25 protein-coding genes are annotated in these 18,812 nt (G+C 70.8%); 19 read left to right on the top strand and 6 right to left on the bottom strand.

Annotated features, from left to right (window positions below; all coding sequences use genetic code 11):
• The first annotated feature begins 5 nt into the window (after positions 1 to 5).
• The 3 genes from HUW46_RS08305 to HUW46_RS08295 are packed head-to-tail and all read left to right on the top strand — an operon-like array spanning position 6 to position 3,560.
• A complete protein-coding gene (locus HUW46_RS08305) occupies positions 6 to 1,040 on the top strand; it encodes a sugar ABC transporter substrate-binding protein (RefSeq protein ID WP_215546735.1) in 1,035 nt (344 codons plus the stop codon).
• Positions 1,037 to 2,539, top strand: a complete 1,503-nt coding sequence (locus HUW46_RS08300; RefSeq protein WP_215546734.1) for a sugar ABC transporter ATP-binding protein — start codon at positions 1,037 to 1,039, stop codon at positions 2,537 to 2,539. The genes HUW46_RS08305 and HUW46_RS08300 overlap by 4 nt, the downstream gene beginning before the upstream one ends.
• Positions 2,532 to 3,560 (top strand): ABC transporter permease, encoded by a 1,029-nt coding sequence (locus HUW46_RS08295; protein ID WP_215546733.1) that lies wholly within the window; start codon positions 2,532 to 2,534, stop codon positions 3,558 to 3,560. The genes HUW46_RS08300 and HUW46_RS08295 overlap by 8 nt, the downstream gene beginning before the upstream one ends.
• 4 nt (positions 3,561 to 3,564) lie before the next feature.
• Here the strand turns inward: HUW46_RS08295 and HUW46_RS08290 are convergent, their stop codons facing one another.
• On the bottom strand, positions 3,565 to 4,248 hold the full coding sequence (locus tag HUW46_RS08290; protein ID WP_215546732.1) for a FadR/GntR family transcriptional regulator: 684 nt from the start codon (positions 4,246 to 4,248) through the stop codon (positions 3,565 to 3,567).
• A gap of 72 nt (positions 4,249 to 4,320) precedes the next feature.
• On the opposite strand from HUW46_RS08290, the gene HUW46_RS08285 reads away from it, so the two are divergent.
• From HUW46_RS08285 to HUW46_RS08270, 4 genes are read left to right on the top strand one after another with little or no spacing between them, the layout of a single operon-like run.
• Positions 4,321 to 4,635 (top strand): L-rhamnose mutarotase, encoded by a 315-nt coding sequence (locus HUW46_RS08285; protein WP_215546731.1) that lies wholly within the window; start codon positions 4,321 to 4,323, stop codon positions 4,633 to 4,635.
• A complete protein-coding gene (locus tag HUW46_RS08280) occupies positions 4,632 to 5,597 on the top strand; it encodes an aldo/keto reductase (RefSeq protein WP_215546730.1) in 966 nt (321 codons plus the stop codon). The genes HUW46_RS08285 and HUW46_RS08280 overlap by 4 nt, the downstream gene beginning before the upstream one ends.
• Positions 5,594 to 6,421, top strand: a complete 828-nt coding sequence (locus HUW46_RS08275; RefSeq protein WP_215546729.1) for an amidohydrolase family protein — start codon at positions 5,594 to 5,596, stop codon at positions 6,419 to 6,421. Before HUW46_RS08280 ends, HUW46_RS08275 begins: the two co-directional genes overlap by 4 nt.
• A 60-nt stretch (positions 6,422 to 6,481) precedes the next feature.
• Positions 6,482 to 6,778 (top strand): WhiB family transcriptional regulator, encoded by a 297-nt coding sequence (locus HUW46_RS08270; protein ID WP_215546728.1) that lies wholly within the window; start codon positions 6,482 to 6,484, stop codon positions 6,776 to 6,778.
• Here the strand turns inward: HUW46_RS08270 and HUW46_RS08265 are convergent, their stop codons facing one another.
• From HUW46_RS08265 to HUW46_RS08255, 3 genes are all read right to left on the bottom strand, one after another.
• Entirely contained in the window at positions 6,779 to 7,276 is a 498-nt protein-coding gene (locus tag HUW46_RS08265; RefSeq protein WP_215546727.1) for an ANTAR domain-containing protein, read from the bottom strand.
• A gap of 221 nt (positions 7,277 to 7,497) precedes the next feature.
• Positions 7,498 to 8,178 carry an RNA polymerase sigma factor ShbA gene (gene shbA / locus HUW46_RS08260; RefSeq protein ID WP_215546726.1) on the bottom strand — a complete coding sequence of 227 codons (681 nt, stop codon included), beginning with the start codon at positions 8,176 to 8,178 and terminating at the stop codon, positions 7,498 to 7,500.
• Positions 8,179 to 8,440: 262 nt separating this feature from the next.
• Entirely contained in the window at positions 8,441 to 8,911 is a 471-nt protein-coding gene (locus HUW46_RS08255) for a GtrA family protein (RefSeq protein ID WP_215546725.1), read from the bottom strand.
• Positions 8,912 to 9,092: 181 nt separating this feature from the next.
• On the opposite strand from HUW46_RS08255, the gene HUW46_RS48905 reads away from it, so the two are divergent.
• Together HUW46_RS48905 and HUW46_RS08250 are read left to right on the top strand one after the other, a co-directional pair.
• Positions 9,093 to 9,230, top strand: a complete 138-nt coding sequence (locus tag HUW46_RS48905) for a hypothetical protein (protein WP_331477227.1) — start codon at positions 9,093 to 9,095, stop codon at positions 9,228 to 9,230.
• Entirely contained in the window at positions 9,227 to 9,496 is a 270-nt protein-coding gene (locus HUW46_RS08250; RefSeq protein WP_331477226.1) for a hypothetical protein, read from the top strand. The genes HUW46_RS48905 and HUW46_RS08250 overlap by 4 nt, the downstream gene beginning before the upstream one ends.
• A gap of 100 nt (positions 9,497 to 9,596) precedes the next feature.
• Here the strand turns inward: HUW46_RS08250 and HUW46_RS08245 are convergent, their stop codons facing one another.
• Entirely contained in the window at positions 9,597 to 10,409 is an 813-nt protein-coding gene (locus HUW46_RS08245; protein ID WP_215546724.1) for an ANTAR domain-containing protein, read from the bottom strand.
• 183 nt (positions 10,410 to 10,592) lie between these two features.
• Between HUW46_RS08245 and HUW46_RS08240 the strand changes: the two genes are divergently transcribed.
• Positions 10,593 to 10,910 (top strand): HesB/IscA family protein, encoded by a 318-nt coding sequence (locus HUW46_RS08240; protein ID WP_215546723.1) that lies wholly within the window; start codon positions 10,593 to 10,595, stop codon positions 10,908 to 10,910.
• 38 nt (positions 10,911 to 10,948) lie between these two features.
• Here HUW46_RS08240 and HUW46_RS08235 read toward each other — a convergent pair whose 3' ends face one another.
• Positions 10,949 to 11,926, bottom strand: coding sequence for a 2-hydroxyacid dehydrogenase (locus HUW46_RS08235; RefSeq protein WP_215546722.1), 978 nt, complete (start codon positions 11,924 to 11,926; stop codon positions 10,949 to 10,951).
• 187 nt (positions 11,927 to 12,113) lie between these two features.
• Here HUW46_RS08235 and HUW46_RS08230 point away from each other — a divergent pair, with 187 nt between their 5' ends.
• The 9 genes from HUW46_RS08230 (at position 12,114) to HUW46_RS08190 (ending at position 18,781) form a co-directional block, all read left to right on the top strand.
• Positions 12,114 to 12,914, top strand: a complete 801-nt coding sequence (locus tag HUW46_RS08230) for a CoA transferase subunit A (RefSeq protein WP_215546721.1) — start codon at positions 12,114 to 12,116, stop codon at positions 12,912 to 12,914.
• Positions 12,911 to 13,672: a CoA-transferase subunit beta gene (locus HUW46_RS08225; RefSeq protein ID WP_215546720.1), complete on the top strand. Its 762-nt coding sequence runs from the start codon at positions 12,911 to 12,913 to the stop codon at positions 13,670 to 13,672. The genes HUW46_RS08230 and HUW46_RS08225 overlap by 4 nt, the downstream gene beginning before the upstream one ends.
• Positions 13,669 to 14,847: a thiolase family protein gene (locus HUW46_RS08220; RefSeq protein ID WP_215546719.1), complete on the top strand. Its 1,179-nt coding sequence runs from the start codon at positions 13,669 to 13,671 to the stop codon at positions 14,845 to 14,847. The genes HUW46_RS08225 and HUW46_RS08220 overlap by 4 nt, the downstream gene beginning before the upstream one ends.
• A gap of 102 nt (positions 14,848 to 14,949) precedes the next feature.
• A complete protein-coding gene (gene pcaH, locus HUW46_RS08215) occupies positions 14,950 to 15,693 on the top strand; it encodes a protocatechuate 3,4-dioxygenase subunit beta (RefSeq protein ID WP_215546718.1) in 744 nt (247 codons plus the stop codon).
• The gene (pcaG, locus tag HUW46_RS08210; RefSeq protein WP_215546717.1) at positions 15,690 to 16,217 is read left to right on the top strand and encodes a protocatechuate 3,4-dioxygenase subunit alpha; all 528 of its coding nucleotides are present in this window, start codon (positions 15,690 to 15,692) and stop codon (positions 16,215 to 16,217) included. The genes pcaH and pcaG overlap by 4 nt, the downstream gene beginning before the upstream one ends.
• Positions 16,189 to 17,004, top strand: a complete 816-nt coding sequence (gene pcaD / locus HUW46_RS08205; protein WP_215546716.1) for a 3-oxoadipate enol-lactonase — start codon at positions 16,189 to 16,191, stop codon at positions 17,002 to 17,004. Before pcaG ends, pcaD begins: the two co-directional genes overlap by 29 nt.
• The gene (gene pcaC, locus HUW46_RS08200) at positions 17,004 to 17,402 is read left to right on the top strand and encodes a 4-carboxymuconolactone decarboxylase (protein ID WP_215546715.1); all 399 of its coding nucleotides are present in this window, start codon (positions 17,004 to 17,006) and stop codon (positions 17,400 to 17,402) included. The genes pcaD and pcaC overlap by 1 nt, the downstream gene beginning before the upstream one ends.
• A gap of 10 nt (positions 17,403 to 17,412) precedes the next feature.
• On the top strand, positions 17,413 to 18,216 hold the full coding sequence (locus HUW46_RS08195) for an IclR family transcriptional regulator (protein WP_215546714.1): 804 nt from the start codon (positions 17,413 to 17,415) through the stop codon (positions 18,214 to 18,216).
• Positions 18,209 to 18,781 carry a nucleotidyltransferase family protein gene (locus HUW46_RS08190; protein WP_215546713.1) on the top strand — a complete coding sequence of 191 codons (573 nt, stop codon included), beginning with the start codon at positions 18,209 to 18,211 and terminating at the stop codon, positions 18,779 to 18,781. Before HUW46_RS08195 ends, HUW46_RS08190 begins: the two co-directional genes overlap by 8 nt.
• Positions 18,782 to 18,812 lie beyond the last annotated feature (31 nt).

The raw sequence follows: 18,812 nt of genomic DNA, 5'->3' as shown, positions 1-18,812 counted from the left end.
ATGCGGTGCAGAAGGTCATCAAGATCGCCGCGGCGGTCACCGCGCTCGCGCTGACGGCGAGCGCCTGCGGGTCCACAAAGGACAAAGCGGCACCGGCGGCGGGGAGCGGTGGCGGGGGCAAGGTCGGGGCCACCGTGCCGCTGCTGACCTCCCCGTTCTGGCAGGCCTACAACGGCTACGTGCCGAAGATGGCGCAGGAGGCCGGGATCGAGGCGCTGCCGACGGTGAACGCCGACAGCGACCCGGCCAAGCTCATCACCGATATGAACACGCTGCTCAACCAGGGTGTCAAGGGCATGGTGGTGACCCCGCTGGACTCCGCGGCGGTGGTGGCCGGGCTGAACCAGGCCGAGCGCAAGGGCGTGCCGGTGGTGGCGGTCGACGTGGCACCGGAGAGCGGCAAGGTCGCGATGGTCGTCCGCGCCGACAACAAGGCCTACGGCACGAAGGCCTGCGACGCGATCGGGGAGAAGGTCAAGCAGGGCAAGGTCGTCCAGGTGATGGGCGATCTCGCCTCGGTCAACGGCCGCGAGCGCTCCGAGGCGTTCCGGGAGTGCATGAAGTCCTACCCCGGCGTGCAGGTGCTCGAAATCCCCGCCGAGTGGAAGGCCGACAAGGCCGCCTCGGGGCTGGAGAGCCTGCTCACCGCGAACCCCGACGTCAAGGCCGTGTACCTGCAGGCGGGCGGGGTCTACCTGGCGCCGACGCTGCAGACGTTGCGCCGCAAGAACCTCTTCTTCCCCGCGGGCGATCCGAAGCACGTCGTGCTGGTCAGCAACGACGGCATCCCGCAGGAACTGGCCGCGATCAGGGCGGGCGAACTGGACGCGACGGTCTCGCAGCCCGCCGACGACTACGCGAAGTACGGCATGTACTGGATCAAGAAGGCGATGGCGGGGGAGACCTTCAAGCCGGGCCCGACCGATCACCACAGCACCGTGGTGGAGAGCAGGCCGGGCATCCTCGAAGACCAGCTCCCCGCGCCGGTGATCACCAAGGCCAACGTGGACGACAAGGCGTTGTGGGGCAACAACCTATGAGCGCGCCCGTGGTCCGCGCCGAGTGCGTCGGCAAGCGGTACGGCCCCACGGTGGCGTTGCGCGACGTCAGCCTGACCGTGACGCCGGGCCAGTCGCACGCGCTCGTCGGCCGGAACGGGGCTGGCAAGTCGACGCTGGTGTCCCTCCTCACCGGACTGTCCAAACCGGACACGGGATCGATCGCGTTCGGTAGCGAGCCCGCGCCACCGGTCGCCGACCGCGAGGCGTGGCGGCGCCACGTCGCCTGCGTCTACCAGCACTCCACGGTGATCCCGCACCTGTCCGTCGCGGAGAACCTGTTCCTCAACCGCCAGTCCGGCGGCCGGTTCGCGATCAGCTGGCGGCGGCTGCGGGCGCAGGCGCGCGAGCTGCTCGATTCCTGGGGCGTCGAGGTGGATGTGGACACCTCGGCTGGCGAGCTGTCCGTCGAGGACCGCCAGTTCGTCGAGATCGCGCGGTCGCTGTCCTACGGCGCGCGGTTCATCGTGCTCGACGAGCCCACCGCGCAGCTCGACCACCAGGCGATCGACCGGCTCTTCGCGCGCATGCGCGAAATGCAGGCGGCCGGGGTGACCTTCCTGTTCATCTCCCACCATCTGCGGGAGGTGTACGAGGTGTGCCAGGCGGTCACCGTGCTGCGCGACGCGGGGCACGTGCTGACCGCGCCGGTCGCCGAGATCGCGCACGCCGAGCTGATCGACGCGATGACCGGCGAGCAGGGCGGGCTGACCGTCGCCGACGCCGCCGCGCGCGAGGCGCTGGCGTCCGATGTGGACGAAGCACTGTCCGTCGAATCGCTGTCGGGCGACGAGTTCGACGACGTGTCGTTCTCGGTGCGGCGCGGGGAGGTGCTCGGGCTCGCGGGCAGCAACGCCAGCGGCAAGCACCAGGTGGCCGAGACCGTGTACGGCCTGCGCGCACCGAAGTCGGGGCGGATCACCGTGGCGGGGAAACCGCTGAAGACCGGGGATGTCCCGGCCGCGCTGGCGGCGGGGATCGGCTGCGTGCCAAGGGATCGCCACCACCAGGGCCTCGTGCTCGAACTGTCCATCGCGGACAACGCGACGATGACCGTGCTCGACCGGCTCGGTACGGCCGGGGTCGCCGCACCTCGCGCGCGCACCCGCACCGCGAGCAGGGCACTGTCCGAATACGACATCGTGGCCGCCGGGCCGGACCAGGCGGTGTCCGATCTTTCCGGCGGGAACCAGCAGAAGGTCGTGCTGGCGCGGGCGCTCGCGCGCGACCCCGGCGTCGTGGTGCTGATCAACCCCACCGCGGGCGTGGACGTGAAATCGAAGGAAGCCCTGCTCGCGGTGGTGGACAGGGTGCGCGCGGACGGCAAGGCGGTGCTGATCGTCAGCGACGAGCTGGACGACCTCCGCCTCGCCGACCGGGTGCTGGTGCTGCGCGGCGGCAGGGTCGTCGGCGAGCACGACGCGGGCTGGGCCGACGGCGATCTCGTGGCCGATATCGAAGGAGTCGAACTGGATGTCTGAAACCACGGAGATCAAGGCGGTGTCCCCACCGAAAGCCGCCGCGAAGGCACCGGTGAAGAAGAGCAGGGCGGGCTGGATCCGCGACGTCGCGCTGCTGCCCGCGCTCGTCGTGCTGGTGGCGATCGGCGGGCTGGTCAACGACAGCTTCCTCAGCGTCGACAACATCGTCAGCATCCTCGGCTCCTCGGCGGCGCTCGCGCTGATCGTGCTCGGTGAGTCGCTCGTGCTGATCACCGGGAAGTTCGACCTGTCGCTCGAGTCCACTGTGGGCATCGCGCCCGCGCTCGGCGCGCTGCTGGTGATCCCGGCGGCGTCGGCCGGGTTCGGCACCGAGTTCCCGACTGTCGTCGGGCTGCTGGGCATCCTCGTCGTCGGCGCGCTGATCGGGGCGTTCAACGGGTTCCTGATCGTCAAGCTGCAGCTCAACGCGTTCATCGTGACGCTGGCGATGCTGACCGTGCTGCGCGGTGTGCTGATCGGCGCGACCAACGGCAAGACCCTGTTCGACATGCCGGACGCGTTCTTCGCGCTCGCCACGACCACCTTCGCCGGCCTGCCGATGTCGGTGTGGCTGGCCGCGCTCGCCTACCTGATCACCGGCCTCGTGCTGCGGTACCACCGCGTCGGGCGCGCGCTCTACGCGATCGGCGGCAACCGCGAGGCGGCGCGCGCGGCGGGCATCCGGGTCGACAAGATCACCTGGCTGGTGTTCGTGGTGGCCGGTGTGCTCGCCGCGCTCGGCGGGCTGGTGCTCACCGGGTACGTCGGCGCGCTCAACGCCAACCAGGGCAACGGGATGATCTTCACCGTGTTCGCCGCGGCGGTGATCGGCGGCATCTCGCTCGACGGCGGGCGGGGCACCATGTTCGGCGCGCTCACCGGCGTGCTGCTGCTCGGCGTCGTGCAGAACATGCTGAACCTGGCGCAGGTGCCCGCGTTCTGGATCCAGGCGATCTACGGCGGCATCATCCTGATCGCGCTGATGATCTCCCGGTTCGCGGGCGGGAAGCCCCAGACATGAGCCTTCAGTCCGCCGTCCCCAGCGCGTTGCGCAGCCACTGCTCGACCCCGGCGACGTGCACGGTAGCCCACGAGCGCGCCAGCTCCGGCTCCCGTGCGGCGATCGCCTCGTAGATGGCCATGTGCTGCTCGCGGGTCTTCGCGACCGCGCCCTCCTGGGTGAGGCCGCGCCAGACCCGCGCGCGCGTGGTCGGCCCGGACAGGCTGTCCAGCAGCGAGCACAGCACCGGGTTGCCGGACCCGTCCGCGATGCGGCGGTGGAAGGCGAGGTCGTTGGCCACCAGCGCTTCCACGGTCGGCGAGTCCTCCAGCTCGTCGAGCAGTGTGCGCAGTTCGGCGATGCCTGCCTCATCCATGTGCAGCGCGGCGAGTGCGGTGGCGGCGGGTTCCAGGATGCGGCGGACCGCGAGGAAGTCGAGCACGGTGTCGTCGCGGTGGAAGTCGACGACGAACGTCATCGCGTCGAGCAGCAGCTTCGGTTCGAGGCTGGTGACGTACGTGCCGTCGCCCTGGCGCACGTCGAGGACCCTGATCAGGCACAGCGCCTTGACGGCCTCGCGCAGCGAGCTGCGGGACAGCCCGAGCCGCTCGGCGAGTTCGGCCTCCTTCGGCAGCCGGTCGCCCGGTGCCAGCTCGCCCGAGATGATCATGTCCTTGATCTTGTCGATCGCGACGTCGGTGACCGGCATGGCACCTTCCCCTCCCGCAGACCTCCGATGTTTGCCGGTCCAGATTGCCACGGATGTGAAAGTCGAGGTGCGATGACCCACCGAGTGGCCCTGCACACCCGGTTGAGACCGGGCAAAGAGGCGGAATACGAGCGCGTGCACGCCGTCATCCCGGACGAGCTGGACGCCGCGCTGCGCGAATCGGGCGTGCGGTCGTGGCGGATCTGGCGCGACGGGCTCGACCTGTTCCACGTCGTCGAGGTGGACGACTACCCGGCGATGCGCCGCACGCTGGCCGGGCACCCGGCGAACGTGCCATGGCAGGCCAGGATGGCGGAACTGCTCGACGTCGAGGACGACTACTCGGGCACCGATTCCGGTCTGTCGCTGGTGTGGGAGCTGCCGTGAACGTGACCGTCACGCCGCTGGGGCTGGGCTGCGCGCAGCTCGGCAACCTCTACCGCGCGATGTCCGACGAGAACGCGGCGGCGACCGTGGCGCGCGCGTGGGACGACGGGATCCGGTACTTCGACACCGCGCCGCACTACGGGCTCGGGCTGTCCGAACGGCGGCTCGGTGCCGCGCTGACCGGGCGCCCCCGTGCCGAGTACGCGGTGTCGACGAAGGTCGGCAGGCTCCTCGAACCGAACCCGGGCGGCTCTTCCCGTCGCGACGAGGCCGGGTTCGACGTCCCGGCGACCTTGCGCCGCCGGTGGGACTTCAGCGCCGACGGCGTTCGCCGGTCCCTCGACGAGAGCATGGCCCGGCTCGGCCTCGACCGGGTCGATCTCGTCTACGTGCACGATCCGGACGACCACTTCGACGACGCCGTCACCGGTGCCGTGCCCGCCCTGGTTTCGTTGCGCGAGCAGGGAATGATCGGCGCGGTCGGGATCGGCATGAACCAGGCCCCGATGCTCGCGGAGTTCGTCCGCCGCGGCGACGTCGACGCCGTCATGGTGGCGGGCCGCTACACGCTGCTGAACCAGCCCGCGCTCGACGAACTGCTCCCGCTGTGCGAAGAGCGCGGGGTGGCGGTGATGGCGGCGGGCGTGTTCAACGGCGGCATCCTCGCTACGCCGGAGCCCGGCACGAAGTACGACTACGTCGACGCGCCACCGGAACTGGCCGAGAAGGCGGCGCGGATCGCGGCGGTCTGCCAACGGCACGGCGCGGAGCTGCCGCAGGTCGCGATGGCGCTGCCCGCGGCACATCCGGCGGTGGCGAGCGTGGTGGTCGGCTCGCAGTCACCGGAGCAGGTCGCCGCGAACGTGGCTCGCGCGCGGCGGCCGGTGCCGCCGGAGCTGTGGTACGACCTGATCGACGCCGGGCTCCTGCGCCAGGACACCCCGGTGAGGACGGCCGCATGATCGACGCGCACCACCACCTGTGGGACCCGTCGCGGCGCGAGTACCCGTGGATGACCGGCGAAGCGATGGACCCGATCCGCCGCGCCTACACCGTCGACGACTTGAAAGCGGTGGCCGACGGGATCACCGCGACCGTGCTCGTGCAGACGGTTTCGTCCGATGTGGAGACCGACGAGTTCTTGGAAATCGCGGCAGCCGAACCCCTGATCGCGGGTGTCGTCGGCTGGGTCGACCTCACCTCGCCGTCGGTCGCGGACCGGCTCGCGGAGCTGGCCGAGGCGGGCCCGCTGGTCGGTGTCCGCCACCAGGCCGAGGGCGAGCAGGACTCGGAATGGCTCGCCCGCGACGACGTGCGGCGCGGGCTTTCCGCACTCGCCGACGCGGGTCTCGCCTACGACCTGCTGGTGCGGATCGACCAGCTCCCCGCCGCCGCGGCTGCCGCGGATGCCTTGCCAGGACTGCGTTTCGTGCTCGACCACGCCGCCAAGCCGCCCATCGCGAGCGGCCGGTGGGAACCGTGGGCCGGTGCGCTGTCCGCGCTCGCCGAACGGGAAAACGTGTCGTGCAAGCTTTCCGGCCTCGTCACCGAGGCCGACTGGGCACACTGGAGTGTCGGGCACCTCCGCCGCCACACCGAGCACATTCTCGACACGTTCGGGCCGCGGAGGCTGCTGTTCGGTTCGGACTGGCCGGTGTGCGAGCTGGCCGCCGCCTATCCCGTCGTCCTCGAGGCGGCGCTGTCGCTGACCGGCTCGCTGTCCGACACCGAACGCGCCGAGGTGTTCGTCCATTCGGCACAACGGGTGTACGGCCTGAACGTGTAACCCGTCACGGAACGGGGTACTCCCGCACCTGAGCGATTAATTCGTGGAGGTGATCAGGCCATGGCGGACACGTCACGACTGCCGACCCCGGTCGCGGAGACCTGGGAGTGGCAGCGGCACGGCAACTGCCGCAATCTCGACAGCGCGGTGTTCTTCCACCCCGACGGCGAGCGCGGGTTCGCCAGGTCCGACCGGGTCGCCAGGGCCAAGCAGATCTGCCGGTCCTGCCCGGTGATCGTGGAATGCCGCCACCACGCCCTGACCGCCGAAGAACCGTTCGGCGTCTGGGGCGGCCTCGACGAGACCGAGCGAAAGGATGCCATAAACCGCCGCCGCCACCTCCCCCAAGCTGTCTAGCTAGTCGTCGCTGAGGTCGGCGAGCACCTCGTAGGGCGGGATCCAGCCGCGCCCGACGAGCAGGCGGTGCAAAGCGAGCTGCGCCCGTCCCGCCGCGCCCGGTTCGGTGGCCTGGATGAGCGCCTTCGCGATCTCGATCAGTTCGTCGTCCGGCCACCCGAGGTTCTCGTCGGACTCGGTGGTGCTTTCCGGTTCCAGCACCACCGAATCCGCCGCGCGGCTCAGCAGCGGTTCGAGCTGGCCGGTCTCCACCTTCGCCGCCAGCCGCACCAGCATCTGGGCGACCCGGTGCAGCTTGATGTTGTGCTGCTGGGAAAACCGCACCAGTGAACGGAAAGCCTGCTGCGGTGTGCACCGCTGCGCGACGATGAGCACGCCCATCGCCTGTTCGATCGTCGCGCGCGTGCGCAGCGCGCGCCGCAGCCCATCGAGCTCCCCTTGGAGATCGGTGAGCCGCAGCTCGATCTCCTCGCGCTCGGTCCGGGCGTAAGACCCCAACTTCCAGCTCCCTCGGTCGCGTCGTCAACGGCCACAGCGCGCGGCGAGGGCGCAGGGAGCGGCGACCGGGAGGATCGGCCGTGGGAAGGGGCCGCGGGGCGCAGCACGCAGCGTCTCGCTTCGCGCGAACCGCCAGTGCCCGCCCGCCGCACTCGGCGGCGAGGGGAGCGCTGGCGCGCTGCGGCTGGTTGCTCAACCGCGTTCGGCACAACTCTAGCGGGTCAGAACTCCTCGTCGGCGTTGACCATCGCCCGCAGCCGGGTGAGCGCGCGGTGCTGGGTGACCCTGACGTTGCCGGGGGAGATGCCGAGCGCCTCGGCGGTCTCGACGGCGGAGAGCCCGACGGCGATGCGCAGCGCGAGGATTTCTTGCTGGGTCTGGGGAAGTCGGCCGAGCAGGCGGTTGAGCCGCGAGCCGAGATCGGTGCGCAGTGCGTGGGTTTCCGGCTCGTTGTCCGCGAGCGGTTGTTCGGGCAGTTCGGGTACCGGGTCGGACCGGTCCCGCGAGACGAGGCGGTAGGCGTCGGCGACCTTGTTCGCGGCGATCGCGTGCACGAGGTAGAGGAAGGAACCGCCGCGATCCTGGTAGGTCGGCAGCGCCTTCAGCACGGCGAGGCACACTTCCTGCGCGACGTCGTCGGCGGAGAGGTACGACAGGTCGCGGCCGCCCATCCTGGCGCGGCAGTACCTGGCGACCATCGGGCGGATGAGCTCCAGCAGCGCTTGGACGGCGCCGGGGTTCTCGGCGGCGGCGTCCTCGACGAGCGGGTCCAGCTGTTCCTTGGTCAGCCGCTGGCCGGCGCGGGGGTGCGTGACGGGCTGGGTGAAACCGGGCAGCGCGAGATCGGCGCTGCCTGCTTCGGCGGAGTGGGCGGAACTGATCCGGGTTCTCGCTGCTGTCATGGTCGCCTCCCGCGACCCTCCGACCGGTCGCTGTCGAAGGTGGACAATCGGTAACGTACGGTCAGCGATTACTCCGTAGGAGCGGGAATAACCCGGCGCCGCAGCGACTCTGCGTAATCGTAAAGCGGGACGCGGAGGCAGTCCAGATTTCAACTAGAGATAGCCCATTCGGGCGCTCGAACCCGCCAGATCGCGATGAAGACGACACAAAACCGAGGTGTTCCCGCGCTCGACTGACCGGGAAGTGACCGAGCGTCCGCGCTCAGGTGCGCGGCGTGTGGCGGGTGAACACCCACCACCGAAGCAGTACGAAGCGGGCCAGTCCGCCGAGGGTACTCGCGACGGCGAGCACGACGGCTTCGAGATTCGCAGAGGGTGAGACGACGAGCGCCTGCAGAACGGTGAGCACGACCGAGCCGTAACCGGCGTAGAAGGCGAACGTCAGCACCGATTGGACGCGGCGCCAGTTCGCGGTGCTCTCGCTGTCGGCGAAGGTGACCCTGCGGTGGAACTCGGTGTTGACCGCGGTGGTCACCGCGATCGCGGCGAGGTTGGCGAGCACCGAATCGAGCCACGGCCGCAGGAGCAGGAACAGGCCCGCCTGCATCGCGGTGGTCACGCCGCCGGCGACGACGTAGAGCACGAGGTGCTCGCCGAGCCGGTGGTGGCGGCGCCGGGCGGCCGGTGCCTGCCGGTGCGGAAGGTGGTGGCCCACCCACCTGGCGGTGGTCATGACATCGACACTACATACTTTTCACAAAGTTGTGAATATTGATGTCTTCGCAGGTGAGGTGATCTGTGTCTCCCGCTCAGAAGGGGCACCGGGCCCTTCCCCAGGCTACGCGCCCCCGCGTTTCGGACGGCGGCGGCCGGGGTACCACGGTGCCCGGAGCGCGGTGAGAACGGAGGATTCGATGACCGAGCACCCCGAGACCGATCCGGCGGCGCTGAGCAGCAGCGAAGAGCTCGACGAAGACAGCCTGCGCGTCGATCCGCTCGAAGAAGGCGTGGAGCCCCGGAGCACTGGACCGCGGTGGACCGCCACGGCATGACGCCTCGCGAACAGCGGGAGGGCGAGCCGATCGAGGACCGGCTCGCCGAGGAGCGCGCGGACGTCGAGCCCGACGAGGTACCGGCCCGCCCGATCGCGGCCACGCCCGCAGACCGGCTCGATCAGTCCATTGAGGACGCTCCGGCCGATGACGAGCCGGTGGCGCCGGGCGAACGGCCCGCACGCCGCACCGCCGAGGCTGACCACGGCGAAAACGCCGACGTGGCAGGCGGTTCCGTCGCCGACTCGATCAGAACCGCCCGCTAGTGCTCGGCCTGCGGGCAAGATCCGCGATGCCCCGAAAGTGGCTTTCCGGGCATCTGCCGCCCCGAAGGTCGCTTTCGGGGCGACGGCAGCCGCCGCTCGGCTAGGCGCGTAGCGCGGCCCACATGAGTTCGGCCGCCCGGCGCGCCGCCTCGCTCGCGGGCGCGTGATCGTGGCCGTAGCCGAGGACCTCTTGGGGTTCGGCCTCGGCGGGGGCCTGGCCGACGTGTTCCACGGCGGCGACCGCGAGATCGCGGAGCTTGACGTTGAAGTGCTGGCTCGCCGCGACGAGCGAACCGAACGCGGTGCCCGCGTCGCAGTGGCGGACCGCCATGATCATGCCCTTGGCCTGTTCGATCACGCGGCGGTTCTCCACCATCTTCAGCAGTTGGTCGCCGCGCAGGGTTTCGTCCGCGCAGTAGTCGATGAGCGCGGCGGACATCGCGACCACCGGCTCGATCTCCTCGACGCGGCGGAGGTCGTCCGGGGTCGGCGCGTGGTCGAGGTAGATCGTCAGCACGATCGGGCCCTCGTCGTCCCAGCTCCCCGCCACGGAAACGGCGGCGATCGTGCCGTCGTGGCCGGCCAGCTTCCCGGCGAGCGCGGGCCAGCGGTCGTCCGCCGTGATGTCGTCGGAGGTGGTGGCTTCCTGTTCGGTGGCCGCGTACAGCGTCGGGCCCTCGCCGGTTTCCCGTTGCAACGCATCGATTTCCGCCCCGAAACCGGTGGCGGCGAGGCGGCGGCCGTGGGACGCGGTGGCGTTGAGCGACGCGCCGAGCAGCCCCGGAACGGTGCTCTTCAGTTGCTGGAGAAGCCGCTCCAGCAGGGCGGGTCCGATCTCGGCGCGTTCTTCGCGGTTGTTGGTGGTGGTCACGGCGTCCTCTCGCTTTCCCCGGCCCGCTCCCAGCTTAGCCACGCCGCTCCTGTGACCGAGGCCATTTCTGTCCTGTTCCCGGCCGCCGCGGCGCTGTGCGCAGTGCCGCGACCGTTTCGTGTCCCGCGTGCGGAACCGTGCGATCCCCGCCCAGCGCGCACGCCGCGCCGGTACCCCCTACGGTGGCTCGGAAGCGCAGAATCGCGAACGAAGGGAAGGCCCACCATGCTCGCCATGACTGACGCCGCCGCGGAGGCGATCAGTGCGTTGACCGCCCAGCAGGGCGGGGACGACGCCGCTGGTCTGCGCTTCGCGGTGCAGAGCCAGGAAGAAGAGGGCGCCCAGCTCGCGCTGTCGATGGCACCGGCCCCCGAGGACGGTGACCAGGTACTGGGCACCGAGGCGGGTGCCAAGGTGTTCCTCGAGCCACAGGCCGCGGCGTTCCTCGACGACAAGGTGCTCGACGTCCAGCAGGACGACCAGGGGCAGCTGAACTTCGCGGTGATGCCGCAGCCGCAGCAGGAGCCTCCCGTCCAGGCGTGAGGATTCCACCCTGACGGCCGCGGCACCCGCCGCGGCCGTCAGGAGCGCGGGACGACCGGGGTGAGCGCCGGGTCGCCCCGCAGCACGGCGGCGACGTTCTTCGCCGCCAGCACGGCCATCTCCGTGCGAGTTTCGACGGTGGCCGAACCCAGGTGCGGTGCGAGCACGACCGCGTCGAGGTCGAGCAGACCGGGGTCGACCTCGGGCTCGTGCTCGAACACGTCGAGCGCCGCACCCGCGATCTCCTTGCGCGCCAACGCTTCCGCGAGCGCCGCCTCGTGCACGACCGGGCCCCTCGTCGTGTTGACGAGATAGGCGGACGGTTTCATCGCGCGCAGCGCGTCCGCGTCGATCAGGTGCCGCGTCTCCGGGGTGAGCGGGCAGTGCAAGGACACCACGTCCGAGTTCGCCAGCAGTTCGCCGAACCCGACCCGTCGCGCGCCGAGTTCTCCCTCCACCCGCTCGTCCACTTTGGACCGTCCGGAGTAGACGATCTCCATGCCGAACGCCTTGGCGCGCCGTGCCACCGCCTGCCCGATCTGGCCGAGGCCGACGATGCCGAGCGTCCTGCCCTGCAGCCCGGCGCCGAGCATGAAGCCGAGGTGGAACGACCACGGCCGTTTCGCGCGCAGCAGGCGCTCGCCTTCTCCGATGCGCCGCGTCACCGCGAGCAGGAGCGCGAAGGTGAGGTCGGCGGTGGCCTCGGTCAGCACGCCCGGGGTGTTCGTCACCGTGATGCCGCGCGCGTCGAGCGCGGCGACGTCGAGGTTGTCGTAACCGACGGCGACGTTCGCCACCACCCGGAGCGAGGCGCCCGCCGCGTCCGCGACCGAGCCGTCGACGCGGTCGTGGAGCATGCTCACGATCGCGGACGCGCCCGCCACCTGAGCCCGAAGTTCGTCCGGGGTGAGCGGGCGATCGGCTTCGGAGAGCGAAATCTCGCCCGCCGTCCGCAGCACCTCCAGCGCCGCCTCGGGAACTTGCCTGGTCACCGCGATGATCGGGGAATCGTGCACGCGGCAACCGTAACCGCGGCCGTCCCGCGCGGGCCAGCGCGGCGAGGCGAGGAGCGGGTCCCTGTTTTCGCGAGGTCGTGGTAAGTTCGTATGTGTAACTAGTGTGCGACATGCGAACACTTGTTACGACGGAAAAAAGAACAGGCACGAACGAAAAAGCTCTTGGGGACCTGGAACGGAGTGGCGGATGGCCAAGATCCTGTCCCTCGCCGAAGCCGTCGGCGAGCTGGTGCACGACGGGGACACCGTCGCCATGGAGGGGTTCACGCACCTCATCCCGGTGGCGGCGGGCCACGAGATCATCCGCCAGCGCCGCCGTGACCTGACCCTGGTGCGGATGACCCCCGACATCGTCTACGACCAGCTGATCGGCGCCGGCTGCGCGCGGAAGCTGGTGTTCTCGTGGGGCGGCAACCCCGGTGTCGGCTCGCTGCACCGGTTCCGCGACGCGGTGCAGCACGCGTGGCCGGTGCCGCTGGAGATCGAGGAGCACAGCCACGCCGGGATGGCGAACCGGTACGTCGCCGGGGCGTCCGGGCTGCCGTTCGCCGTGCTGCGCGGCTACACCGGCACGGACCTGCCCGCGCAGACCGACACCATCAAGCCGATCACCTGCCCGTTCACCGGTGAGCGGTTGACCGCGGTGCCCGCGCTCAACCCCGACGTCACGATCGTCCACGCGCAGCGCGCGGACTCCTCCGGCGCGGTGCAGATGTGGGGGATCACCGGTGTGCAGAAGGAAGCCGTGCTCGCGGCGAAGCGCAGCCTGGTGACGGTCGAGGAGATCGTCGACGAGCTGGAGCCGAAACCCGGCGCGGTGGTGCTGCCCTCGTGGGCGGTCACGGCGGTCGCCGAGGTGCCCTTCGGCGCGCGCCCGTCCTACGCGGCCGGTTACTACGAGCGGGACAATGGCGCGTACCAGGCATGGGACACGATCGGACGGGACCGCGAGGAGTTCGCGAAGTGGCTGGCGGGAGTGCGGGCATGACCGGAACCGATTACAGCGCCGACGAGATGATGAGCGTGGCCGCGGCGCGCGCGCTCGGGGACGGGATGACCTGCTTCGTCGGGATCGGCCTGCCCAGCACCGCGGCGAACCTCGCCCGCCGGACGCACGCGCCGGACCTGACGCTGGTGTACGAGTCGGGGTGCCTCGGCGCGAAGCCGTCGAAGCTGCCACTGTCCATTGGGGACGGTGAGCTGGCGGACACCGCGGACGCCGTGGTGAGCGTGCCCGAGGTGTTCAACTACTGGTTGCAGCCCGGCCGCATCGACGTCGGCTTCCTCGGCGCCGCGCAGCTCGACAAGTTCGGCAACATCAACACCACCGTGATCGGTTCGGACTACCGCGAGCCCAAGGTGCGGCTGCCGGGTGCCGGTGGCGCGCCGGAGATCGCCGCTTCCTGCCGCGAGGTGTTCGTGGTGCTGCGGCAGTCCGCGCGGGCCTTCGTCGAGCGCGTCGACTTCGTGACCTCGTTCGGCCACGGCACGGGCAAGGGCGACCGGGAACGGCTCGGCCTCCCCGGCGCCGGGCCCACGCTCGTGGTCACCGATCTCGGGCTGTTGCGCCCCGACCCGGAAACCAGTGAACTGACCTTGACCGAGGTGCATCCCGGTGTCGGGATCGACGACGTGGTCGAGGCGACGGGATGGCGGTTGAAGATCGATCCCGATGTCAAAACCACACCGGCGCCGACGGAAGAGGAGCTGACCCTGTTGCGAGAGCTGAAGAAGGCGGGCGAATGAGTAGCCAGGCTTATGTGCTGGACGCGGTCCGCACGCCGTTCGGGCGGTACGGTGGCGCGCTGGCGAAGGTGCGTCCCGACGATCTCGCCGCGGGCGTGCTGCGCGCGCTGTCCACGCGGACGGCGTTCGATCCGTCCGAAGTGGACGAAGTGCTGCTCGGCGACGCGAACGCCGCGGGCGAGGACAACCGGAACGTGGCCAGGATGGCGGCGTTGCTGGCCGGCTGGCCGACGTCGGTGCCGGGCGCCACGGTGAACCGGCTGTGCGGGTCCGGCCTGGAAGCGGCGGTACAGGCGAGCAGGGCGATCGAGGTCGGCGACGCGTCGCTGGTGGTCGCGGGCGGCGTCGAGTCGATGAGCAGGGCGCCGTGGGTAATGCTCAAGCCGGAGCGCGCGTTCCCGAACGGCCACCAGACGATGCACTCGACGACGCTGGGCTGGCGCATGGTCAACCCGGCGATGCCGGAGCGCTGGACGGTTTCGCTCGGCGAGTCCACCGAAGCGCTCGCCGATTCCTACGGCATCGGCAGGGAAAGCCAGGACGCGTTCGCGCTGCGCAGCCACCTCAACGCCGCGAAGGCGTGGGACGAGGGGTTCTACGATTCGCACGTGGTCGCCGTCGACGGCGTCGACCTCCAGCGCGACGAGGGCATCCGCCCCGACTCCGATCCGGCCAAGCTCGGCAAGCTGAAGCCCGCCTTCCGTCCACAAGGGACGGTCACGGCGGGGAACTCGTCACCGCTCAACGACGGTGCCTCCGCGGTTCTCCTCGGCGGCGAGGCCACGGCGAACCGGCTCGGCGTGACACCGCTGGCGAGGATCGCCGGGCGCGGCGCGGCGGGCGTCGACCCCGACGTGTTCGGCATCGGACCGGTCAAGGCCGCCGAGATCGCGTTGGCGCGGGCCGGGATCGGCTGGGGCGACCTCGCCGCGGTCGAACTGAACGAGGCCTTCGCCGCGCAGTCGCTGGCCTGCCTCGCGGACTGGCCCGAACTCGACCCCGAGATCGTCAACGTCAACGGCGGCGCGATCGCGATCGGCCACCCGCTCGGCGCCTCCGGCGGACGCGTTCTCGGCACGCTCGCGCACGAACTGCGCCGCCGAGGCGGCGGCTGGGGCCTCGCCGCCATCTGCATCGGCGTAGGCCAGGGCTTGGCCGTGGTACTGGAAGCCTAGGGACTTGACAGTGGTTGGTTTGCGTGCCGGTGGCGGTGCGGGCTGACGGCCCACTCAAGCGGCTTCGCCGCTTCAAAAAGAGGAAAGCGTAGGAGGAAAGCAATGGTGACACCGGCGCCGCAGCGGCTCGCGCTGCCGAAGTACCGGCGCGATCCCGACGGGACCCACCCGCCGCTCGATTCGCCGGACTACCGCTCCACGCGGCTGCGGCATCCGAAGCAGCCGCTCGTGCTGATGCCGCAGCGGCTCACCGAGGTCACCGGCCCGTTGCTGGGACCGGGCAGGCTCGGCGAGCACGACAACGACCTCACCCGAGGGCACGCGGGCGAACCGCAGGGGCAGCGGATCGTGGTCACCGGGCGGCTGCTCGACGGGGACGGCCGTCCGGTGCGGAACTCCCTGGTGGAGATCTGGCAGGCGAACGCGGCGGGCCGGTACCGGCACACCGGCGACCGGTGGCCAGCGCCGCTCGACCCGAACTTCGACGGGGTCGGCCGCACGCTCACCGACGACGACGGCCGGTACGAGTTCACCACCGTCAAACCGGGCGCCTACCCGTGGAAGAACCACGACAACGCGTGGCGGCCGGCGCACATCCACTTCTCCGTGTTCGGCACCGCGTTCACCCAGCGCCTGGTGACGCAGATGTACTTCCCCGACGATCCGCTGTTCGCGCAGGACCCGATCTTCAACTCGGTGCCGGACGCAAAGGCGCGGCAGCGGATGATCTCGCGGTTCGACCTCGACCGCACCGAGGACCACTGGGCGCTGGCCTTCCAGTTCGACATCGTGCTGCGCGGGCGCGAGGCTTCGGTGTTCGAAGAAGAGGAGGATGACGACGAATGAGCACGCCTTCGCAGACCGTCGGGCCGTTCCTGTCGATCGGGCTGCCGTGGGAGGACGGGCCGGACGTCGTGGCGATCGACGAGCCGGGCGCGATCTGGATCCGCGGCACGGTGTTCGACGGCGAGGGCGAGCCGGTGCCGGACGCACTCGTGGAAACCTGGCAGGCGGACGCCGAAGGCCGGTTCGACCATCCCGATGACCCGAGGGACGCGAAATCGCGGGACTTTCGCGGCTTCGGCCGGTGTCCCACCGATGAGCGCGGCGCGTACGGCATCCGCACCGTGGTGCCGGGCGCGCTGCCCGGTCAGGCGCCGCACATCGACGTGTCGGTGCTGGCGCGCGGGCTGCTGAGCCGGGTGGTCACGCGCATCTACTTCGAAGACGTGGACAGTGACGGCGATCCCGTGCTCGCCGTGGTGCCCGCCGAGCGCAGGCACACCCTGATCGCGAAGCGGACCGAGGACGGGTACCGCTTCGACGTGCGGCTGCAGGGCGATGGCGAGACGGTGTTCTTCGACCTGTGACGGTCTTCGAGCGAGAGGTGCGCGTGTGAGCCTGTACTACGTCGAGGACGGCCCGTCCGACGGCGTCCCGGTGGTGCTGAGCGGATCGATCGGCAGCGATCACCGGATGTGGGAACCGCAGGTGAAACCGTTGGCAGCGCGCGGTTTCCGGGTGATCCGGCCCGATCATCCCGGGCACGGGAAGTCGCCGGTGCCCGTGGGGCCGTGTTCGATCGCCGACGTCGTGGAGGGCCTGCTCGGCCTTCTCGACGACCTCGGCGTGGCGAAGGCGCACCTGGTCGGGCTGTCGCTCGGCGGGATGGCGGGCATGTGGCTCGGCGCCCACCGGCCGGACCGGATCACGAGCCTGACGCTGTGCTGCACCTCGGCGAAGCTGGGCCCGCCAGAGCGGTGGGCCGAACGCGCGGCGACCGTGCTCGCCGAGGGCACCGGCGCCGTCGCGGACGCCGCCGTCGGGCGCTGGGTCACCCCCGCTTACGCGGAGCGGAACCCGGAGACGGTGGCGATGCTCCGCGCCATGGTCGCGGGCACCCCTGCCGCGGGCTACGCCGCGTGCTGCGCGGCGATCGAGCACATGGACCTGACCGGCGACCTGCCGAGGATCGCGGTGCCGACACTGGTGATCTCCGGCGCCGAAGACCCGGCGACCCCGCCGGACCACGGCGAGCTAATCGCGGACGGGATTCCCGGCGCGCGCTTCGAGATCGTCGAGGGCGCCGCGCACCTGGGCAGTTACGAACAGCACGAGCGGTTCACGGCACTGATCCTGGACCGGGTGGGAGCGTGATGGGCAGCTACGAAGACGGCATGCGCGTGCGCCGCGAAGTGCTCGGCGACGCGCACGTCGACGCGGCGGTGGCGAAGACGACCGAGTTCACCGCGCCATTCCAGGAGTACATCACCACCGCCGCGTGGGGTTCGGTGTGGACGCGCGACGGTCTCGACCGGCGCACCAGGAGCTGTCTCACGCTCGCACTGCTCACCGCGCTGCACTGCCACGACGAACTGGCCATGCACGTGCGCGCGGCGATCCACAATGGACTCACCCCGGCCGAGATCGGCGAGGTGCTGCTGCACACCGGTGTCTACGCGGGCGTGCCCGCCGCCAACAAGGCGTTCGCCGTGGCGCAACACACCCTCGCCGAGCTGGGGGAGACGGCGGCGACCGGCGAACCCGACGGTTAAGGTCCAAGCTATGGACGAGCCTGGCCAGGCGGTGCGGGGTGCGCACCACGTGCAGTCGCTCGAACGCGGCCTCGCGGTGATCAGGGCGTTCGACGCCGACGCGCCGAATCTGACGCTCAGCGACGTGGCCCGCTCGACCGGGCTGACCAGGGCGGCCGCGCGCCGCTTCCTGCTCACCCTGGTCGACCTCGGGTACGTGCGCACCGACGGCAAGTACTTCTCGCTCACCGCCCGCGTGCTCGAACTGGGGTACTCGTTCCTGTCCAGCATGACGCTGCCCGAGGTGGCGCAGCCGCATCTCGAACGGCTCTCGTCGGAGGTGGGCGAGTCGAGTTCGATGTCCGTGCTCGACGGCACCGAAATCGTCTACGTCGCGCGCGTGGCGATATCGCGCATCATGACCGTCACGATCAACGTCGGCACCCGCTTTCCCGCGTACGCCACGTCGATGGGGCACGTGCTGCTGGCCGGGCTGGACGAGGGCGAGTTCGACGCCTACCTCGAAGCCGCGAGGTTCGACCGGCTGACCCCGCACACCCTGACCTCGCCGCCCGCGCTGCGCGCCGAGCTGGCGAAGGTACGGGAGCAGGGCTGGGCGATCGTCGACCAGGAGCTGGAGGAGGGGCTGCGCTCGGTCGCCGCGCCGATCCGGGACCGCGGCGGGCCGGTGGTGGCCGCGGTCAACGTGTCGACGCACGCCAGCCGCACCTCGCCCGAGGCGGCGCGGGAGCAGATGGTGCCGCCGCTGCTCGCCGCCGCGCGGCGGATCGAGGCCGATCTCGCGCTGTCACCGGTACGGGCGCACCATGGCTGACCGGCCGGCGGGGCTCCTGCTCGCGGCGGGCGCCGGTCGCCGCTTCGGCAAGCCGAAGGCGCTCGTCGACTTCGAAGGGGAAACGTTCCTCACCCGCTCGCTGCGCGCGCTGTCCGAGGGCGGGTGCGACCCGATCCGCGTGGTGCTCGGCGCGCGGGCCGAAGCCGCGGTGGCGCTGCTGCCGGACCCGTCACTGGTCGTCGAGTCCCCGGACTGGGCGTCCGGCATGGGCGCGTCGCTGCGGGCGGGACTGGCCGCGCTGGCCGAGCTGGACCCGGTGCCCGAAGCGGTGCTGGTGCACCTGGTCGACCTGCCCGGTGTCGGGGCCGAGGTGGTGGCGAGGCTCGCCGAGCTGTCCGCTGTGGACGTCGTCGCCCGTGCCGCGTTCGACGGCGTGCCCGGCCATCCCGTGCTGTTCGGCAGGCGGTGGTGGCCCGAGATCGCGGCGGCCGCGATCGGGGACCGCGGTGCCCGCGACTGGCTCGCCACCCGTGACGACCTGCGCGTGGTGGAATGCGCCGACATCGGCGGCGGCCGCGATGTCGACCACCCGTCGGACCTGTGAGCGCCGTGCCCCCGTAGCGCCTACGCTCGAC

The sequence above is a fragment of the Amycolatopsis sp. CA-230715 genome (genome assembly GCF_018736145.1).
Classification (GTDB): Bacteria; Actinomycetota; Actinomycetes; order Mycobacteriales; family Pseudonocardiaceae; genus Amycolatopsis.
The sequence above is the reverse complement of the archived record's forward strand: the minus strand, read 5'-3'. Positions and strand labels throughout refer to the sequence as shown.

What these genes read in the sequence shown, in the direction of transcription:
- HUW46_RS08300 (WP_215546734.1), top strand. Translation starts at nt 1,037, where the DNA reads ATGAGCGCGCCCGTGGTCCGCGCCGAGTGCGTCGGCAAGCGGTACGGC.
- HUW46_RS08295 (WP_215546733.1), top strand. Translation starts at nt 2,532, where the DNA reads ATGTCTGAAACCACGGAGATCAAGGCGGTGTCCCCACCGAAAGCCGCC.
- HUW46_RS08290 (WP_215546732.1), bottom strand. Translation starts at nt 4,248, where the DNA reads ATGCCGGTCACCGACGTCGCGATCGACAAGATCAAGGACATGATCATC.
- HUW46_RS08285 (WP_215546731.1), top strand. Translation starts at nt 4,321, where the DNA reads ATGACCCACCGAGTGGCCCTGCACACCCGGTTGAGACCGGGCAAAGAG.
- HUW46_RS08275 (WP_215546729.1), top strand. Translation starts at nt 5,594, where the DNA reads ATGATCGACGCGCACCACCACCTGTGGGACCCGTCGCGGCGCGAGTAC.
- HUW46_RS08270 (WP_215546728.1), top strand. Translation starts at nt 6,482, where the DNA reads ATGGCGGACACGTCACGACTGCCGACCCCGGTCGCGGAGACCTGGGAG.
- shbA (WP_215546726.1), bottom strand. Translation starts at nt 8,178, where the DNA reads ATGACAGCAGCGAGAACCCGGATCAGTTCCGCCCACTCCGCCGAAGCA.
- HUW46_RS08255 (WP_215546725.1), bottom strand. Translation starts at nt 8,911, where the DNA reads ATGACCACCGCCAGGTGGGTGGGCCACCACCTTCCGCACCGGCAGGCA.
- HUW46_RS48905 (WP_331477227.1), top strand. Translation starts at nt 9,093, where the DNA reads ATGACCGAGCACCCCGAGACCGATCCGGCGGCGCTGAGCAGCAGCGAA.
- HUW46_RS08250 (WP_331477226.1), top strand. Translation starts at nt 9,227, where the DNA reads ATGACGCCTCGCGAACAGCGGGAGGGCGAGCCGATCGAGGACCGGCTC.
- HUW46_RS08240 (WP_215546723.1), top strand. Translation starts at nt 10,593, where the DNA reads ATGCTCGCCATGACTGACGCCGCCGCGGAGGCGATCAGTGCGTTGACC.
- HUW46_RS08230 (WP_215546721.1), top strand. Translation starts at nt 12,114, where the DNA reads ATGGCCAAGATCCTGTCCCTCGCCGAAGCCGTCGGCGAGCTGGTGCAC.
- HUW46_RS08225 (WP_215546720.1), top strand. Translation starts at nt 12,911, where the DNA reads ATGACCGGAACCGATTACAGCGCCGACGAGATGATGAGCGTGGCCGCG.
- HUW46_RS08220 (WP_215546719.1), top strand. Translation starts at nt 13,669, where the DNA reads ATGAGTAGCCAGGCTTATGTGCTGGACGCGGTCCGCACGCCGTTCGGG.
- pcaH (WP_215546718.1), top strand. Translation starts at nt 14,950, where the DNA reads ATGGTGACACCGGCGCCGCAGCGGCTCGCGCTGCCGAAGTACCGGCGC.
- pcaG (WP_215546717.1), top strand. Translation starts at nt 15,690, where the DNA reads ATGAGCACGCCTTCGCAGACCGTCGGGCCGTTCCTGTCGATCGGGCTG.
- pcaD (WP_215546716.1), top strand. Translation starts at nt 16,189, where the DNA reads ATGGCGAGACGGTGTTCTTCGACCTGTGACGGTCTTCGAGCGAGAGGT.
- pcaC (WP_215546715.1), top strand. Translation starts at nt 17,004, where the DNA reads ATGGGCAGCTACGAAGACGGCATGCGCGTGCGCCGCGAAGTGCTCGGC.
- HUW46_RS08195 (WP_215546714.1), top strand. Translation starts at nt 17,413, where the DNA reads ATGGACGAGCCTGGCCAGGCGGTGCGGGGTGCGCACCACGTGCAGTCG.
- HUW46_RS08190 (WP_215546713.1), top strand. Translation starts at nt 18,209, where the DNA reads ATGGCTGACCGGCCGGCGGGGCTCCTGCTCGCGGCGGGCGCCGGTCGC.